We start from the raw sequence: 18,309 nt of genomic DNA, 5'->3' as shown, positions 1-18,309 counted from the left end.
CGACACTGTCCCCCCTGTGGGAGCGAGCCTGCTCGCGAAGAGGCCATCAGCTTCAACATCTATTTTGACTGAACTGACGCTTTCGCGAGCAGGCTCGCTCCTACAGGAGTTCAGCGTTTAGTGGGATCGGGCTTTTGCGTGCTGCGCCAAGTGGCCGGCGGCATGCCGAATTGCGTGATGAACCAGCGTGTGAAAGAGCTCGCCATGGAATAGCCGAGCATGTCGGCGATCCGGCCCAGCGAGTAATTCGGGTTCTCCAGATAACGCAGCACCAGGTCGCGGCGCACGTCGTTGATCAGGTCGTTGAATGCGCAGCCATCGTCTTTCAGGCGGCGCTGTAGCGTGCGCACGTTCATGCCCTGGGTTTGGGCGATTTGCTCGATGGTGGCGCGCCCCATGGGCAGCAGCAGATAAATGGCCTTGCGCACTTCGAACAGGGTCGACGGTCCTTCGGGACTCTGCAGCGAGTCCAGGTAGCGCTGGGCGTAACGGGCCATGGCCGGGTCGGCCTGGGGATTGGTCATGTCGAGACTGGCATCGGGGCAGACGATGCCATTGAACTCGCTGCCGAACTCCAGGTTGCAACCGAACAGGCGCCGATGCAGCTGCAGGTTGTCCGGAGCCTGGTGAGTGAAGTTGACGCTGTAGGGGTGCCAATGTGCACCGAGCAGGGCGGCGCAGAGCCGGAACATCACACCAATTGCCAGTTCATTGGCTTGGCGACAGGGCATGGGGGACTCGGTGACCACTTCCTCGCGAATGATCACCATCCTGCCCGCTTCCTCAACAAAGATCGCCAGGGAATCGTTCATCAGATGGCGGTAATGCACCAACACGTGCAACGCATCGCGCAGCGTTCGCTGATGGGAGAGCAGCAGGCTGACGACGCCGAAATCCGAGAGTTGACGCGATTCGGCCATGCTCAGGCCGAAGGTCTGACAACCGCTGGCCGCCGCCGAATCCTCCAGCAGGCGCACCGCCGAATCGATCGGAATCCGGTGCTCGGGGGCTTGCAGGCGAGCCTTGCTCAGTCCGACGTTCGCCAGCAAATCATGGGGATTGAGCCCCAGGTAGTGGGCCACTTCCAGGTAGTTGGTCAAGACGGCGGCGCGAACAAGCTTGGTCATGCAGAAGTCTTTCCTGGTGGGGACTCGATGGAAATGAGCGTGGCCGACTATAGCCAGCACACAATGAAATGAAAAGTTTTTGCAGAGGCGTTTGCAGCTTCTCCACGACCACTAATCAGCGGCAATCCCGGTGTCATCAAAAGAAAAATCGCTGTCGTCAAATGAAAAGCGAACCGGGTGTGGGCTCTTTAATGTCGGACCTACAAAAAGATTCTGGCAACACAGCCAGTCGAGTCATCGTGAAGGCGAAGGTATTCAAGTGAACAAACTGCAAACTGCCGCAACCGTTCTGATCGTACCGGGTCTGCGCGACCACGTTGCCGAGCACTGGCAAACGCTACTGGAGACCCGGTTGAGCAACGTGCGTAGCGTCCCGCCGCTTGAAACCGACAAGCTCGACTGCGCGGCCCGCGTCCGGGCGATCCAGCATGAACTGGAGCAGATCGACGGCCCGGTGATTCTCGTTGCCCACAGCGCCGGTGTGCTGATGGTCGCGCACTGGGCGGCCCGGCATCGCGCCCCGATCAAGGGCGCGCTGCTGGCCACGCCGCCGGACCTCGATGCCAGCTGGCCGCAAGGTTATCCGTCCCCTGAAACCCTTCGAACCCACGGCTGGGACCCTCTGCCCACTGGCACGCTGCCTTTTCGCAGCATCGTGGCGGGCAGCACCAACGATCACCTGGCCAGCCTCGAGGCCGTCACCCGAATGGCCCGCGACTGGGGCAGCGAACTGGTCAACCTCGGCGAGGTCGGCCACCTCAATCCTGCCTCTGGCTTTGGCCATTGCCCGCAAGCCGAAGCACTCATTCTGGAACTGGATCGCTAGTCAGGCCTCTGGCCGGGCGCGATACGTCCGGCAACTGCTCTAACGCAAAAAAACGCCGGCCCTTTCACCAGGGTCTGTGCAAGGAAAGCTGCGCTTAAAAATAAGTACAACAAGGCGGAGACACCGTAATGCATAACAATAAGAGTCACGGCCACACACACCCTTCGCGTCACAGTCTGTTGGCCCTGGCCATCCTCGCTGCATCCATGCCGGTGGCCCACGCCGTCGAGCTGGATACCGGCAATCCTGACTGGGCCGTGCGTTTTGATAACACCGTGAAGTACAACTACGGCGTGCGCACCGAAAGTGCGGACAAGCGCATGCTGGGAACGCCGAACAACAACGACGGCGACTACAACTTTCGCAAGGCCGGGACCAACATCACCCACCGTGTCGACCTGCTGACCGAGATGGATGTGGTTTACAAGGACCACATGGGTTTTCGTGTCAGTGCCGCAAGTTGGTACGACAAGGCCTATGAAAACACCGGTTCCAACTCCAACCCGTTCGTCAACGGCAATGGCGGCACCTCGGGCCTGGTCGCCAATGACCCGCGCCTGGCGCCCGTGACTCGCGACAATGTCGGCAACGGCAGCCCACACCTGAGCAACTACGCCCAGCGCTACTACACCGGTCCCTCCGGTGAAATCCTCGACGCCTTCGTGTTCTACAGCACCGAAGTGGGCGAGGAGTCGCTGTTCAGCGTCAAGGCCGGGCAACACAACGTGTTCTGGGGCGAAACCATCCTGAACCCGGTGCATTCGATCAGCTACGGCCAAGCCGGCCTGGACCTGGCCAAGCTGGCGGCATCGCCCGGCACCGAGGCCAAGGAGCTGTTTGTCCCGCGCAACCAGATGTCGATGTCGTTCACGGTCAATCCCGAGCTGACGGTGGGTGCCCAGTATTTCTTCGATTGGGATGCCGCGCGCCTGCCTGAGGCGGGCACCTTCTATGGCGGTTCCGATCTGGTGGGTTTCGGCGCGCAGTCGTTCTTGCTGGGCAACACCAATTCCGTGGTCCCAGGCAGCCCGTTGGGTTGCGGCCTGGCACCTTGCAACGCATTGACCAACGTGCGCCGTGGCGATGACCTGACACCTCGCAATTCTGGTGATTGGGGCGTTATGGCCAAATGGTCGCCCGCCTGGCTGGACGGCACCCTCGGCGTTTACTACCGCCAGACGTCGGACATTTTGCCTCAGGCCTGGCTCGACGCCAGGGGTTTGAGCTCGGCCAATGCCAATGGCACCGCCCCGGCAGGTCAAGTGCCGGCGGTGGTCAACACGCTGAACTCGCTGAGCACCGCCACCTATCAACTGGCGTACTCCGACAAGATCGACATCTTCGGCCTGAGCCTGTCCAAGGACATCGGCGGTATCAGCGTCGGCAGTGACCTGAACATCCGCCATCACATGCCGCTGGCCAGTATCCCGGCGATTGTCAGCACCAGCGGTCCGCTTGGGCTGGGTCAAGGTCTCGGTCTGTTGCCTCCACGCACCGCGGCTACCGGTGTCATCTACGACACCCCGCACGATGGCGACAGCATGAGCGCCACCGGCGACACGCTGCACTGGACGATCAACGGCCTGATGACCCTGCCCAAGACCCCGGTGTTCGACTCGGCCGTGCTGCTCGCCGAGCTCTATTACAGCAACCTGCTCAAGCTCGATAGCAAGAACGAGGCGCTCTACAAGGGCAAGAGCACTTACCGCGGTCTCGATGCGCCGACCCGTGACAATTGGGGCATCGCGGTCAATTTCACGCCGACCTGGTACCAGGTATTCCCGGGCGTGGACATGAGCCTGCCGATGTCCGTCAACGTGGGCCTGGATGGCGTTTCACCAGTCTCCGGCGGTGGCGCGAAAGACACCGGCAACTATGCGTTTGGCGTCGGTGCAGCGATCTACAACAAGTACTTCGTCGACCTTAAGTACGTGGACGCCTTCGGCAAGGCTGACAAATGCAATGTCAGCGGCAACAGCACCGGTGCTGCCAACGCCGGAAGTGGCGACGGCTCCACGCCGAACGCCTTCAGCGGTAACGAAAACTATGCGTGCTACGCCGGTGGCTATTCAGCCTTCTCGGGCGGCGGCGCGACCACCGAAGACCGTGGCGCGCTGTACCTGACGCTGAAAACCACCTTCTGATTCACCCAATGCTTAGTCACTAAGCAGGAGTATGCCCCATGAAATTTGTCCAAACTCTGCTGGCCGCGTCCCTGGCCATGGCCGCTGCCGTTCAGGCACAGGCAGCCGTATCGACTCAAGAAGCCGCCCGGCTGGGCAACAGCCTGACCCTGATCGGCGCCGAAAAAGCCGCCAACGCCGATGGCTCCATTCCCGCTTACGCAGGCGGACTGACCACCGCCCCGGCCAGTTTCAAGGCCGGCGACAGCATGCGGCCAGACCCTTTCGCCAGCGAGAAGCCGGTGTTGGTGATCGATGGCAAGAATGTCGAACAGTACAAGGGCATGCTCAGCGCCACCACGGTTGAACTGGCCAAGCGCTTTCCCAGCTACCGCGTCGATGTCTACCCGACCCACCGCACTGTCGCCTTGCCGCAAGCGGTGCTGGACAACAGCGTGAAGAACGCCAATGGCGCCAAGTCCCTGGAAGGCGGACTGGCCATTGATAACGTATTGCCCGGCGTGCCGTTTCCGATTCCGCAATCGGGCAGCGAGGCGATGTGGAACTTCCTGCTGCGTTATCAGGGCGTAAACATCAACTCCAAGTACGACTCTTGGAACGTCGACTCGGCGGGGGTCGCGAGCCTGGCGACCACGGGGCAGGCGTTCATCACTTACCCGATCTACGAAAATATGGCGCAGCCCATCAGCAGCGCCGACGTGTACTACCAGATGAAGTTGTATTACACCGGGCCGGCGCGTCGGGCCGGCGAATCGATCATGCTCAAGGACGCTGCCAACCCGCTGGAGCAGCCGCGCCGCGCCTGGCAGTACCTGCCGGGCCAGCGCCGCGTCAAATTGGCACCGAACCTGGCGTATGACACGCCGAACCCGGGGACTGCCGGCGCCGGCACTTACGACGATGTGTTTGTGTTCAACGGCGCACTGGATCGCTACGACTGGAAGCTGGTCGGCAAGCAAGAAATGATCGTGCCGTACAACACCTACAAATTGACCTACGCCCAGGATCCGAAAAGCCTGACCGCGCCCAATCACCTTGCGCCCGACTTCGTACGCTGGGAGAAACACCGCGTGTGGGTGGTGGAAGGCAACCTCAAGGCGGGTGCACGTCACGTCTATCAGAAGCGCCGCTTCTACCTGGATGAAGACAGCTGGGCGGCACTGGCTTCTGACCAGTACGACGCGCGTGGTCAGCTCTACCGTGGTTCGTTCGCGTTCCTCAGCCAGAGCTATGACAAGCAGGTTCCTGACTCCACACCTTTCATGATCTACGACCTGATCGGCGGCTCCTACAACATCAACGGCGTGGTGGGCCCTTACGGCGGCATCCGTTACATCGACTCGCTGTCAAAGGCGCAGTGGTCGCCGGAGTCCCTGGCGGGCGCCGGTATCCGCTAAAGCGACCTGTTTCAACGCCGGGCAACACACGACGTGAGCCCGGCGCAGTTTTTTCATGAGGACGCCGTATGTGTTCGTACAAAAAGTACCGGCAGTGGGCGCTGGGCATGACCCTTGCTCTGTTGCAGGGCTTCACCCACGCCACCAGCTTCGTCGACGTGCTGGACCAGCCGGCCAAGGCCAGCGCCCTGGCGGTCCGCAGTCCGTTGCTGGGCGTAGCTCGTGCGGGTGAGCGGCTGGTGGCCGTCGGACAACGTGGCCACATTCTTTATTCCGATGATGGCGGCAAAGACTGGCAACAGGCTGCCGTACCGGTCAGTGCCGACCTCAACGCAGTCAGTTTTCCTTCAGCAACCCAGGGCTGGGCGGTCGGCAACGATGGCGTGGTGTTGCACAGCAGCGATGCGGGTGAAACCTGGACCAGACAACTGGACGGCCGCCAGATCGGTGCGTTACTGGTTGAACATTATGGTGCGCTGGCCCGTGCCGAACCGGCCAATGAACAATGGGAGGCGCTCGCTGCCGACGGGCAGCGGCTGGTCGAGGAGGGCGCCGACAAGCCGCTGCTCGACGTTTGGTTCGCCAACGAAAAAACCGGTTATGTGGTCGGTGCGTTCAACCTGATTCTGCGTACCGACGATGGCGGTCATCACTGGACACCGTTCCAGGACCGCACCGACAACCCGCAAGGGTTGCACCTTAATGCCATCGCCTCCACGGGGGATGCGCTCTACATCGTTGGCGAACAGGGGTTGTTGCTCAAGTGGGATGACCCGGGCCAACGTTTCGTGGCACTCGATTCGCCGTATCAGGGCAGCTTTTTCGGAGCGATTGGCCGGCCCGGCGAAGTGCTTGTCTACGGACTGCGCGGGCACGTGTTTCGCAGCCTCGACGGGGGTTCCAGCTGGACTCCGCTCAAGACCGGTCTGCAGGTCAGCATTACCACCGCCACGGTGGACGCCAAGGGTCGATACCTGCTGTTTAGCCAGGCAGGACAAATGCTGGTCCACGTAGACGGCCCGCGACTGACATTGGTGCCTCAACAAAACCTGTCCCCATCGGCCGGCGCCATCAAGGCGCCCGACGGCAGCCTGGTGTTGGTTGGCAGTCGTGGTGCACGCGCACTGAACGTCAAGTAACAACCGAATCAATAAGAGCGAGTACCCAGACATGGCAAACATCAAGCAAGACACCATGCCGGTGATCCGCCACTTGCGTGACTTCGATCAGCACTCCGGCAACCGGCTGGAGCGCTGGGTATTCAATTACCGCCCGCTGTTTATGCTGTTCATGGCGTTGATCACGTTGGTGCTGGGCTACATGGCGGCTACTCGCCTGGAGCTGCGTCCCAGCTTCGAAAAGATGATTCCGCAGAGCCAGCCCTACATTAAAAACTTCCTGGAGAACCGCAATGCGTTGCGCGGCCTGGGCAGCTCAGTGCGGGTGGTGGTGGAGAATACCCAGGGCGATATTTTCGACCCCGAATACCTGGCCGTGCTCAAGCAAGTCAACGACGACTTGTTCCTCACCGCAGGTGTTGACCGCGCCTGGATGAAGTCATTGTGGAGCCCGGCGGTGCGCTGGAATGAAGTCACCGAGGAAGGTTTCCAGGGTGGCCCGGTGATGCCCGATGCGTACCAAGGCTCCCCTGAAGACATCGAACAGCTACGCCAGAATATCAACCGCGCGGGCGTCGTCGGCAGCCTGGTGGCCAGCGATTTCAAATCGAGCATGTTGATCGTGCCGCTGCAGGACAAGACCACGGCGACTGGTCAGAGCATTGATTACTACGCGTTCGCGCAGATGCTTGAAGAGCAACTGCGCGACAAGATCGAGTTTGCCGGCGACAGCAAGGCACGCCAGGTGGGGGAGGAGGGGCAGGGCAAGTACAAGGTCCGCGTGATCGGCTTTGCCAAGTTGATCGGCGATCTGATCGACGGCCTGATCCAGGTGATGATGTTTTTCGGTCTGGCCGTGGTCACCTCGTTTGTCATCATCTACCTCTACACCCGTTGCCTGCGCAGCACGTTGCTGGTGATTTTCTGTTCGCTGACGGCGGTGGTCTGGCAGTTGGGCATCGTGGCCTGGCTGGGTTACGTCATCGATCCGTACTCGGTGCTGGTGCCGTTCCTGATCTTCGCCATCGGTGTGTCCCACGCCGCGCAGAAGATGAACGGGATCATGCAGGACATTGCCCGTGGCACCCATAAACTGGTGGCGGCGCGGTACACCTTCCGCCGCCTGTTTATCGCCGGTGTCACCGCGTTGCTGGCCGACGCGGTGGGCTTTGCGGTGTTGATGCTGATCGACATTCCGGTGATCCAGGACCTGGCGATTACCGCCAGCATCGGCGTCGCCGTGCTGATCTTCACCTCGCTGTTGCTGATGCCGGTGGCGCTGTCTTACATCGGTGTTGGCGCCAAGGCTGCCGAACGCGCACTGAAGATAGACACCCGCGCTGCGCAGAGTCGCGGCTTTGGCAAACTGTGGGATTTGCTCGACCGTTTCACCACACGCAAGTGGGCCACGGGCATCGTGCTCGGTGCCGTGGCGTTGGGTATCGCGGGCTTCGTGGTCAGCCTGCAACTGCAGATCGGCGACCTCGACAGTGGCGCCCCGGAATTGCGCGCGGACTCGCGCTACAACCGCGATAACGCCTACATCACCAGCCACTATGCGCTGTCCAGCGACCTGTTCGCGGTGATGATCAAGACACCGCCAGAAGGCTGCCTGAATTATCAGACGCTGATCCTGGCCGACCGTTTGGCTTGGGAACTGCAGCAATATCCGGGCGTGCAAGCGACTTCATCGCTGGTTAACGCGGTGCGCCAGATCACTGCCGGATCGTTCGAGGGCAACCCTAAGCTGAACAGCATCCAGCGTAACCAGAACGTGCTGAACTATGCCGCGCAGCAGGCCTCGGTCAATGCGCCGGAATTGTTCAATACCGACTGTTCGGTCATGCCGGTGATTGCCTTTCTCAAGGACCACAAGGCAGAAACCCTGGACGCGGTAGTTGCTATCGCGGACAGATTCGCCAGGGAAAACAGCACCGAGGACCGACAATTCCTGCTGGCCGCCGGCACCGCCGGTATCGAAGCGGCGACCAACATCGTGGTGCGTGAAGCCAACCATACGATGCTGCTTTACGTGTACGCCGCGGTGACGCTGTTCTGCCTGATCACCTTCCGCAGTTGGCGCGCCACGCTGGTGGCGCTGTTGCCGCTGGTATTGACGTCGATACTGTGCGAAGCCTTGATGGTGGTCATGGGCATCGGCGTGAAGGTGGCGACGTTGCCGGTGATCGCTTTGGGCGTCGGGATCGGCGTGGATTACGCGCTGTATTTACTCAGCGTGCAGCTGCAATACCAGCGCCAGGGCTTGCCGCTGGCGCAGGCCTACCGTAACGCGGTGTCGTTCACAGGCCGGGTGGTGGGGCTGGTCGGTATCACCCTGGCCGCCGGAGTGGTGTGCTGGGCCTGGTCGCCGATCAAGTTCCAGGCCGACATGGGCATCCTGCTGACCTTCATGTTCCTCTGGAACATGCTCGGCGCGTTGATCCTTATCCCGGCGCTGTCGCATTTCCTGCTGCGCAACATTGCGCCCGTTCCATCAAGTGCCGCCGAACGCCCGGCGGAACTTGTTGGGGCACACCAATAGGTTTGCACTTAAGCGAATAAAACGATTGAAAAAAACGTATATAAGCTTTAAACGGGAGACTCTCTGGCATAGTGCTGGAAAATAATAAATGAGTATCGCCAGATGTGGCTCAGGGAGCGCTGATGAGTGTTCGTCCATTGACCGACTCCCCGCGGCAATCGATCGATTGCGACGTTGTCGCCGCTCAACTAAACGGTAGTTTGGAATCCGTCGGCATGGCCAACGCTGGCAATGACGACGCGGTCGAACAATTGCTGGCCTCAGCGCGCCGCTGGTGCCACACCACCGCCTGGGTGGTGTACCGCGCCGGTGAACAAATGCACTTGGTCGGGCAGGGCGACCCGCAGGTGCAGTGGCCAGCGAGCGTTGCCAATGAAGAATTCGAAGCCTTTTGCCTGACTCGGCAGTTGCAACGCTGGCCAACCGGCAGAGGCGAAAGTGTGCTGGGTTGGCTACTCGCGCCAGTCGATGACGCCGAGGAGCCGGCGCTCGCAGAATTTGCGCAGCGCCTGGGTATTCAAGTACAGACCAACACCCTGGCTCGTGCGCAGATTACTCAGCGTGTGCTGTATGAAATTACCTACCTCGCCAGTTCCACCCGCGACCGGTTTGTATTTCTGGTGGGGGTTCACCAGTTGCTGGCGAGCCTGATCGATGCCGAGAACTTCTATCTCGCGCTGTACGACCCGCACACGGGCAAGATCGACTACCCGTATTACGTCGACATCATCGACGTTGATGCCGTGGAGGCCGAACACTACGAATACCTCGATGCTTCGCACCTGTCGTTGACCGGCCAGGTGTTGACCACGGGGCAGCCGTTGCTGATCGACGCCGCCGGTATTCGCGCGGCTCAGGCCGAGGGCCGCTTTTACTGCGTGGGGGACCGTCCTGAGTTCTGGATGGGCGCACCGCTGAAAAATGCCTCGGATGATGTGTTCGGCATGCTGGCCATGCAGGTCTACGACGTTTCCCGTACCTACAGCGCAGAAGACCGCGCGCTGTTTCTGGTGGTAGCCCGTCACGTGGCCATGGCGCTGGACCGGATTCTGCACCGCGAGAACCTGGAAGGCATCGTCATGCGCCGCACCCTGGAGCTTTCGGCACTCAACGATGCATTGAGGCAGGAAGTGGCAGAGCGAGAGCGCGCCGAACATCTACAGAGCGCGCTGTTCCAGATTGCTGAACTGTCGAGCCAGCCTGGCGACATGGCCGAGTTGTTCCAAACATTGCATGGCATCGTCGGTGATCTGCTGTTCGCACAGAACTTCTACATCGCGCTGTTCGACGACGCGACCGGTGAAGTGACCTTTCCTTATTATGTCGATGAGCGACAGACGACGTGTCCAAAAGCACGACGTGGCCGCCGGGGCTTGACCGAGTACGTCATCCGTCAGCGTCGGCCCTGTCTGATGGACCCCGGCGAGGCTGAGCGACTGGCTGCGCAGGGCGAAATCGAATTGGGCCATGAGTCTGTCCGATCCTACTCCTGGCTTGGCATTCCGTTGTTCGATGACGATGTGGTGCGTGGCGTGCTGGCAGTGCAAAGCTATACCTCGCAGGTGCGCTATACCTTGCGTGACCAGGAACTGCTGACTTTCGTGTCGCGGCACATCGACACAGCGTTGTCGCGACGCACGGCCGCCGAAGCGATTCATGCCGCCAACCTCAAGCTCGAAGCCCGTGTGCAGAACCGCACCCGCGAACTCGATCACGCCAATGCCAAGTTGCAACACGAAAACTCTCATGATGCGCTGACCGGGCTGCCGAATCGTACCTACCTGCAACAGCACCTCAATCTGGCCTGGTCGCGATTCGGCAGCGAAGGCGGGCACTTGGCGGTGATGTTCATCGACCTCGATCGTTTCAAGATGGTCAACGACAGCCTCGGCCACCATTTTGGCGATCTGCTGTTGATGCAGGCTGCCCACCGTTTGCGCAGTTGTCTGCGCGAGACCGACATGCTCGCGCGACTGGGGGGCGATGAATTTTCGGTGCTCGCTCCCGAGGCGTCACTGGAGGTGGTGATCGAAATCGCCGAGCGGATCCTGGTGGCGTTTGACCTTCCGTTTTTTATCAATGGCCATGAGGTTTTTTCGTCCTGCAGTATCGGCATTGTCAGTGCCGACAGTCAGTTCCATGACGAACCCGCCGACTTGCTGCGCGATGCCGATGCGGCGATGTACCGGGTCAAGAGTGCCGGTCGCGACAGCTACGCGGTGTTCAATCAAGAAGTGCGCCGTGAAGTCTCGGACCAGATGGAGCGAGAAGGGGCCTTGCGCAATGCGCTCAAACGTACCGACGAACTGCTGCCGTATTTTCAGCCGATTGTCAGCGTCGAAAGCGGCGAACTGTTGGCCCTTGAAGCGCTGATCCGCTGGCATCAGCCGGGCGGCCGGGTAATCGCGCCGGGGGAGTTTTTGCCGAATGTCGAGGGTTTGCGTCTGATCGGTCGACTGGACCTGTACATGCTCACCAGCGTCGCCGTGATCCTCGCACAACCCCAGCACGCCAATTGGCCTGCGGTGCACGTCAACTGCTCCAGCTACAGCATGACGCGCCCGGACTTTGCCAGCGACGTGCTTGCGCTGTTGGCGCAGCACCGGGTCGCGCCGTCGCGGATCTGCCTGGAGTTGACCGAAGGTGCATTGGTGGCTGAGCCGGCGATTGCCCGCCTGAACATGCAGCAATTGGCCGACAACGGCATGTCGGTGGTGCTCGATGACTTCGGTGCAGGATTTTCATCCCTGAGCTACGTGCATCAATACCGTTTCAGCGGCTTGAAAATCGACAAGTCATTCATCCTCGAACTGACCACCAGCGCCCGCAGTCGTGCGATCGTGCGGGCAATTGTGCGGATGGCCGAATCGCTGGACCTCAGCGTAGTGGCCGAAGGTGTAGAGGATGAAGCGACGCTTGTCTTGCTACGCGAAATGGGGGCAGGGCAGGCCCAGGGTTACTATTTTGCCAAGCCGATGGGGTTAAAGGCGTTGTTGGAAACTTCACTGGTGGGTCGCTAAGGCAGGGCCTGGCATATAACTAAACTAAACAGGCATTTAGCATAGTTATAATATATCGGTATATGATGGCTGATAGTCACTTTATAAGGAAGGGCCCAATCCAGATGACCAATAATATGTTTAAAACACTCGATCCTGGTGCTGAAGCACTGATCGCAGCACTAGATTTAGAGCCTCATACGGAAGGTGGATTCTATCGCAGGACCTTCCAATCGGATCGCCATGCCATGGTTGAAACTGATACCGGCCCGCGTTACCTGATGACATCCATTTACTATTTGCTGACCAAAGATGCGCCGACAGGTCATTTTCATCTCAACCAGTCAGACATCGTGCATTACTTCCATTTGGGTGACGCGATTCAGTACAGCCTGATCTTTCCAGACGGCACATTGAAAACTGTGGTGATGGGCAGCGACGTTATCGCCGGACAATGTTTGCAGCTGCACGTACCGGGCGGTGTCTGGAAAGCTTCGCGGCTGTCAGATGGATTGTCGGGATACGGATTGATCAGTGAAGCGGTTTCACCAGGGTTTGATTATGCGGATATGGAATTGGGTCATCGGCAGACGCTCAGCGAACAGTTCCCAGAGCATTCGGAGTTGATTGAAGGGCTGACACAAGAATGAGGGGCTGAGCTGAATTGAGCGCTTCAAAATCTGCGTGCAACCGGGCCAATCTCGAAACATCTTGTTACGTGTAATGTATATTATGTTAAATGATGTGTCTGATGGGAACTTCTACCTTCGGTGTGGCCGTCACTTAAAAAGATGAAATGGCATGAGTAAATATTACCGCGACGATTCAGCACTCAATATCTTCTCCAACAGACACTCCCAACCGCATCAGCTCCTCAGTCGTAAGGCACGCCGTGAATTCATTCATCGCGGCGACCTCCATCGGCGGAAATATCGATCTCAAAGCTTCGCCTTTACTGGTCAACACCAGACGAACCTGGCGTCGGTCTTGACCGTCCTGGTCGCGTGCCTGTACCCAGTGTGCTGCGAGATACGGAGCTTCCAGATCTGCACTGAATGTCCTGATGCTCTCGCGGATTTCAGTCATGAGAGCGTCTTATGAACATATGACATCGTCTACTTGTTAAACGATGTGCCTGATGAGGATTTCCCATTGATGGATTCTCACCGTCATTGCTCCTAAAAAATCCACTATCAATTCAACCGTGTGACTAACTCACCCTCGTCAATGCCGGCTGAACTGCCATCTATCGCAAGCAAGTCGCTCCCACCCAAAGGGCATCGCTCGCAACCTGCGCAAGCGTCAACAAAGCGTTAATTTTTGAAACACTTCACAACCGCCGATCAGTAAAGTCCGGGTTTTTGACACTCCCCCGATATGCGGTCACAACTATTGCACTCCGCTGGGTCCTAACACGGTGGTCGTCGATGGAATATTGGCGTCTAGCGAGGTTCTTACCCGATACGGAGATAAGCTAATGATTTTCAATGTGCAAAATTTTGGCGCCAAAGGAGATGGCATCACAGACGACACGGCAGCGATACAAAGTGCGATTGATGCGGCGGCCGCTGCAGGCGGTGGGCAGGTGTATATGCCGACCGGGACATATATTGTTTCGGGAGGTGAAGAACCCTCCGACGGCTGCCTGATGCTCAAGAGCAACGTCTATCTGTACGGCGACGGCATGGGCGATACCACCGTTAAGGTGGTTGACGGCTCCGACACCAAAATCACGGGTGTCATCCGCTCGGCCTATGGCGAAGAAACCCATGACTTTGGCGTCAGCAACCTCACTATCGACGGTAACCGCGACAACACCACCGGCAAGGTCGACGGCTGGTTCAATGGCTACATTCCCGGTCAGGAAGGTTACGACTCCAACGTCACCCTCGACAGCGTCGAGATCAAGGATTGCTCCGGGTACGGTTTCGACCCCCACGAGCAGACCGTCAACATGGTCATCAAGAACAGCGTGTCCCACGGCAATGGTCTGGATGGCTTCGTTGCGGACTTCCTCAGCGACAGCACCTTCGAAAACAACGTCGCCTACGACAATGACCGCCACGGTTTCAACGTCGTCACCAGCACCCACGACTTCACCCTCACCAACAACGTTGCCTACAACAATGGCGGCAATGGCATCGTGGTCCAGCGCGGCAGCGAGGACATCCCCTCCCCCAGCAACATCACCATCACTGGTGGTGAGGTGTACGGCAACGGCGCTGAAGGCGTGCTGGTCAAGCTGTCCAGCGATGTAACCGTCAGCGGTGTTGATATTCACGACAACGCCAGCGCCGGGATCCGCATCTACGGCAGCAACCATGTCGAGATCATCGACAACACGCTCAACAACAACTCTCTGGGCGCCCCCGTACCTGAAATCATCATCCAGTCCTACGACGACAGGCTGGGCGTGTCCGGCAAGTACTTCAACGGCAGCGACAACACAATTCAGGGCAACATCATCAGCGGTAGCAACCTGTCGACCTACGGTGTTGCAGAGCGCAATGAAGACGGCACCGATCGCAACGCCATCATTGGCAACACCATTAGCCATACCAGCAAAGGCGCCACACTTGTCTATGGTGACGGCAGTTACGTCAGCGCCACGGTGCCAATGACTACCGTGCAAGGCACGGCTGGGAACGACACTCTGCTGGGCAGCGCGGCCAGCGAAATTTTCTATGGTGCAGCCGGCAACGACACGATCAATGGCGGGGCCGGTGGCGACACTCTGGTGGGTGGTGCCGGCGTCGACAAACTCACCGGCGGTACGGGTGCCGATACGTTTCGTTTCGTCGCCCAGTCCGACAGTTACCGCAATGCAACCGCAAGCTTCGATGACACCATTACCGACTTCGATGTCACCCAGGACAAGATCGACCTCGCCGGCCTTGGTTTCACCGGCCTGGGCAATGGCCGAGGCGGTACTTTGCAGGTCAGCTACAGCGCCAGCAACGATCGCACCTACATCAAGGACTATGATGCCGACGCCAGCGGCAATCGCTTCGTGTTCATTGATCAACTGGTCCGCCGACACCGTAGTCACAGTGCCGGTGACCGTCGGCGTATCCACCCGTTGCAGGGCGGTGAAATGCACATGCACCGGCAAACCCGGGCGTAACTTATTGGCCATCAGAGGCTCGAAACGCGCGGTGATCGCCATCGGCGCATCCAGCGGCACCACCTGCATCAGGGTTTGGCCGGCCTGCGCAACGCCCCCGACCGTGTGAATGCTCACGTCCATGACCTGCCCGGATACCGGCGCACGGATCGCACCGTTGTCGACTTCAAACTGCAAGGCATGAATCTGATCGGCATAAGCTGCCGCCTCGGCGGAGACTTCGCTGAGCTGCGTTTCGGCATCGCGGCGAAATTCCTGCTGCGCCTGCAAGGTCTTGAGCCGGCTTTCGCTGATCGCCTGGCGGGTCCTGCCGACATCGCCCACTCCGGAGGAAATCTGTCCAGCCAATTGGGCTGCATTGCGCTCGGCCTCGAGCAGTTTGTTACGCGGAATGTAGCCTTCACTGGCCAGATTGCGCAGGCCTTCCAGCTCCTGCTGCTGGAAGCGCATCTGCGCGTCGTAGTTGCGCTTGACGCCCTCGTAGCCGAGCAATTGCTGCTGCAAGGCCGCGGCTTCGTGTTCGATGATCTGCAAACGGCTGCCCAGTTCTGCACGGCGGGTCAGAAACAACTGGCTCTGTAAGGCCATGGCGGCCTTGACCCGCGGCTCGTCGGCACGCTCCAGCAGTTCAACGGGCCATTGGATCTCGGCTGAACCCAGGCGCTCGGCGATCAACCGCGCCTCGACGCTACGATCATTGAGCAACTTGCCCAAGGTCACGTCCCGTTGCGCCTGCGCCTGTACCGTATTGAGCTGTACCAGCAACTGTCCCTGGGTGACGCGCTCGCCATCGCTGACCAGCAGCTTTTCTACCACCCCACCGACCAACGACTGCACAGCCTTGCGTTCGCCCGCCACCACCACGGTGCCGCTGCCCACGACACCCTGGTCGAGCGGCGCCAGACAAGCCCAGAGCAGGAATCCGCCCAGCGTCAGGACCAGGAAACCCACACCATAGCGTGCAGCGCCCCCGGCGTCGGTACTGGCGCGTGGCTGCACTGTGGTGCCGCGCACACTCAGCCGCTGCTCGCTATACGTTTGTGCCTCTGGGGTCAGATCACGCATCTTCGCCAGCCTCCCTGACCGCGGCCGGTCTTGGCCCCGGTCTTAATGCCTTGAGCAACCGATCCCTTGGACCGAATGCATGTTGAGTACCGTCCTTGAGCACCAGGATGTGATCAACCACCGCCAGCACATTCGGCCGGTGGGTAATAAGCACCACGGTGCTGCCAGCAGCCTTGAGTGCATTGATGGCCTGCACCAGCGCCATCTCTCCGGCTTCATCGAGGTTGGAGTTGGGCTCATCGAGCACGATCAGCGACGGGTGCCCATAGAGCGCGCGAGCCAGACCGAGGCGTTGCTTTTGTCCACCGGACAAGCCAAGCCCGCCGGGGCCCAGCGGCGTATCGTAACCCTTGGGGAATTTCAGGATCATCTCGTGAATGCCGGCGTGACGCCCAGCGGCGATGATCTTGTCGGCGTCCTGCTCGCCGAAGCGGGCAATGTTGTCGGCCACACTGCCGTCGAACAGCTCGATGTCCTGCGGCAGGTATCCAAGGTGCGGGCCCAGGGCGTCGTGGGACCATTGACTGATCTCGGCGTCGTCCAGGCGCACCGACCCGCCCATGGCCGGCCATACCCCGACCAGCGCCCTGGCCAGCGTTGATTTACCACTGGCGCTGGGGCCAACGACGGCGAGCACATCACCTTTGGTCAGGCTGAAATTGATGCCCCTCAGGATCGGTTGCGAGGCGCCAGGCGGGCCGACATACACCTGATCCAGGCGCAGCGCGCCGGTGGGCGGTGGCAACGGCATGCGCAGGCGCTCGCGCGGTTGCTGAGCAAGCAGTTGGCTCAGGCGCTGGTAACTCTGGCGGCCAGAGTTGAATTGCTTCCACGAACCAATGGCGATTTCCACGGGTGCCAGAGCACGCCCCAGCAGCAGCGACATCGCAATCATCATGCCCGCAGACAATTGGCCTTCCAGCACCAGCAGCGCCCCCAGGCCCAGGGCCAGCGACTGTCCGGAGATGCGCACGAAGCGGGTCGTCGCGGTGATACGCGAGCCGCGGTCGCTGGCATGGGACTGGGCGGCAATGATGCGTTGCTGCAGCAGGCTCCAGCGCTGGCGCAACGGCCCGAGCATGCCCAGAGCCCGGATGACTTCGGCATTTTGTAGCGTGCTGTTTACATAGATCGACGACTGCACGCCCAGGCGATTGGCTTCGTCCAGGCGTGTGCGAGTCGCTAACTCGCCCCACAGCGCCAGGCCGATCAGTACCAGCGCCAGAACCAGCGTCAGTACACCGAACCAAGGATGAAAGATGAACGCCACCAGCACGAAGATGGGCAACCACGGTGCATCCAGCAAGGCGATCAGGCCCTGGCCGGTGATTAACTGCCGTAGCGTCGCCAGATCGGTAAGCACCTGCGCCGGGTTCGCGTTGTGCTCACGCAGGCTGCGGGCGAAGGCGGCGTCGAAAATCCGCTCGCCCAGGGCCTCGTCCAGCCCGGCGCTCATGCGAATCATCACCTCGCCCCGTGCCCACTCGATCAGGGCGCTGAACATGAACAGTCCCAGGGCGATCAAGGTGAGCATGAATAAGGTGGTTTCGTTGCGACTGGTGAGGACCCGGTCGTACACCTGCATCATGTAGAGCGACGGCACCAGCACCAGCAGGTTGATCACACCACTGAACAGCGCCAACGACCAGAACACACGGCGATAGCTTAATAAAGCGGCATCAATGTCATGCCGTGGATCGAGAAGCAAACCCATAGAGTGTCGCCCGCAAAAGGAATAGTCGGTCCAAGACGCACTCCATCGCGAGCTTTTTGCCCTCAGGCATTGGAAAAAAACAGACGTAGTCTGACGTGCCGCTATCAGAGACGATCCTCGTCGCTACAGGCGTGAATACTGACAACGCAACCTCGGGTTAGTGCGGGCTGGGTTGTTGGGGGTGACGGGCGGGTATGTTGCACAACGCCACGAGGGAGAAAGCATGAAAGACCGCGACCTAGGTCAAGGTCGC

Annotated in this window: 10 protein-coding genes and 2 pseudogenes; 8 read left to right on the top strand and 4 right to left on the bottom strand. The window is 59.8% G+C overall.

Annotated elements, in window-relative coordinates:
- Window positions 1-110 precede the first annotated feature (110 nt).
- Window positions 111-1,127 (bottom strand): AraC family transcriptional regulator, encoded by a 1,017-nt coding sequence (locus ACYZT6_RS12795; RefSeq protein WP_462027197.1) that lies wholly within the window; start codon window positions 1,125-1,127, stop codon window positions 111-113.
- 259 nt (window positions 1,128-1,386) lie between these two features.
- Between ACYZT6_RS12795 and ACYZT6_RS12790 the strand changes: the two genes are divergently transcribed.
- The 7 genes from ACYZT6_RS12790 (at window position 1,387) to ACYZT6_RS12760 (ending at window position 12,803) form a co-directional block, all read left to right on the top strand.
- On the top strand, window positions 1,387-1,953 hold the full coding sequence (locus tag ACYZT6_RS12790; protein ID WP_462027196.1) for an RBBP9/YdeN family alpha/beta hydrolase: 567 nt from the start codon (window positions 1,387-1,389) through the stop codon (window positions 1,951-1,953).
- 128 nt (window positions 1,954-2,081) lie between these two features.
- A complete protein-coding gene (locus ACYZT6_RS12785; RefSeq protein ID WP_462027195.1) occupies window positions 2,082-4,097 on the top strand; it encodes a DUF1302 domain-containing protein in 2,016 nt (671 codons plus the stop codon).
- A gap of 38 nt (window positions 4,098-4,135) precedes the next feature.
- The gene (locus ACYZT6_RS12780; protein WP_462027194.1) at window positions 4,136-5,494 is read left to right on the top strand and encodes a DUF1329 domain-containing protein; all 1,359 of its coding nucleotides are present in this window, start codon (window positions 4,136-4,138) and stop codon (window positions 5,492-5,494) included.
- Window positions 5,495-5,562: 68 nt separating this feature from the next.
- Window positions 5,563-6,633, top strand: a complete 1,071-nt coding sequence (locus ACYZT6_RS12775) for a YCF48-related protein (RefSeq protein ID WP_462027193.1) — start codon at window positions 5,563-5,565, stop codon at window positions 6,631-6,633.
- A 31-nt stretch (window positions 6,634-6,664) separates the two neighbouring features.
- A complete protein-coding gene (locus ACYZT6_RS12770) occupies window positions 6,665-9,154 on the top strand; it encodes an efflux RND transporter permease subunit (RefSeq protein ID WP_462027192.1) in 2,490 nt (829 codons plus the stop codon).
- A 122-nt stretch (window positions 9,155-9,276) separates the two neighbouring features.
- A complete protein-coding gene (locus ACYZT6_RS12765; RefSeq protein WP_462027191.1) occupies window positions 9,277-12,174 on the top strand; it encodes a sensor domain-containing phosphodiesterase in 2,898 nt (965 codons plus the stop codon).
- Window positions 12,175-12,278: 104 nt separating this feature from the next.
- The gene (locus tag ACYZT6_RS12760; protein ID WP_462027190.1) at window positions 12,279-12,803 is read left to right on the top strand and encodes a cupin domain-containing protein; all 525 of its coding nucleotides are present in this window, start codon (window positions 12,279-12,281) and stop codon (window positions 12,801-12,803) included.
- A gap of 175 nt (window positions 12,804-12,978) precedes the next feature.
- On the opposite strand, the gene ACYZT6_RS12755 is transcribed toward ACYZT6_RS12760, so the two are convergent.
- Entirely contained in the window at window positions 12,979-13,239 is a 261-nt protein-coding gene (locus ACYZT6_RS12755) for a hypothetical protein (RefSeq protein WP_462027189.1), read from the bottom strand.
- A gap of 391 nt (window positions 13,240-13,630) precedes the next feature.
- Here ACYZT6_RS12755 and ACYZT6_RS12750 point away from each other — a divergent pair.
- Window positions 13,631-15,172, top strand: a pseudogene (locus ACYZT6_RS12750) (glycosyl hydrolase family 28-related protein); the annotation flags it as partial.
- On the opposite strand, the pseudogene ACYZT6_RS12745 reads toward ACYZT6_RS12750, so the two are convergent.
- Together ACYZT6_RS12745 and ACYZT6_RS12740 are read right to left on the bottom strand one after the other, a co-directional pair.
- Window positions 15,167-16,342: pseudogene (locus tag ACYZT6_RS12745) on the bottom strand (HlyD family type I secretion periplasmic adaptor subunit); the annotation flags it as partial. The pseudogenes ACYZT6_RS12750 and ACYZT6_RS12745 overlap by 6 nt on opposite strands.
- Entirely contained in the window at window positions 16,335-18,056 is a 1,722-nt protein-coding gene (locus ACYZT6_RS12740; RefSeq protein WP_462027188.1) for a type I secretion system permease/ATPase, read from the bottom strand. The gene ACYZT6_RS12740 and the pseudogene ACYZT6_RS12745, both read right to left, overlap by 8 nt.
- Between the last annotated feature and the right edge of the window lie 253 nt (window positions 18,057-18,309).

Source organism: Pseudomonas sp. RT6P73 (genome assembly GCF_054897715.1).
The sequence above is the reverse complement of the archived record's forward strand: the minus strand, read 5'-3'. Positions and strand labels throughout refer to the sequence as shown.

Bases quoted from the DNA above. Each gene is read 5' to 3' on its own strand.
- ACYZT6_RS12795 (WP_462027197.1), bottom strand. From the start codon at position 1,127: ATGACCAAGCTTGTTCGCGCCGCCGTCTTGACCAACTACCTGGAAGTG.
- ACYZT6_RS12785 (WP_462027195.1), top strand. From the start codon at position 2,082: ATGCATAACAATAAGAGTCACGGCCACACACACCCTTCGCGTCACAGT.
- ACYZT6_RS12780 (WP_462027194.1), top strand. From the start codon at position 4,136: ATGAAATTTGTCCAAACTCTGCTGGCCGCGTCCCTGGCCATGGCCGCT.
- ACYZT6_RS12775 (WP_462027193.1), top strand. From the start codon at position 5,563: ATGTGTTCGTACAAAAAGTACCGGCAGTGGGCGCTGGGCATGACCCTT.
- ACYZT6_RS12770 (WP_462027192.1), top strand. From the start codon at position 6,665: ATGGCAAACATCAAGCAAGACACCATGCCGGTGATCCGCCACTTGCGT.
- ACYZT6_RS12765 (WP_462027191.1), top strand. From the start codon at position 9,277: ATGAGTGTTCGTCCATTGACCGACTCCCCGCGGCAATCGATCGATTGC.
- ACYZT6_RS12760 (WP_462027190.1), top strand. From the start codon at position 12,279: ATGACCAATAATATGTTTAAAACACTCGATCCTGGTGCTGAAGCACTG.
- ACYZT6_RS12755 (WP_462027189.1), bottom strand. From the start codon at position 13,239: ATGACTGAAATCCGCGAGAGCATCAGGACATTCAGTGCAGATCTGGAA.
- ACYZT6_RS12740 (WP_462027188.1), bottom strand. From the start codon at position 18,056: ATGGGTTTGCTTCTCGATCCACGGCATGACATTGATGCCGCTTTATTA.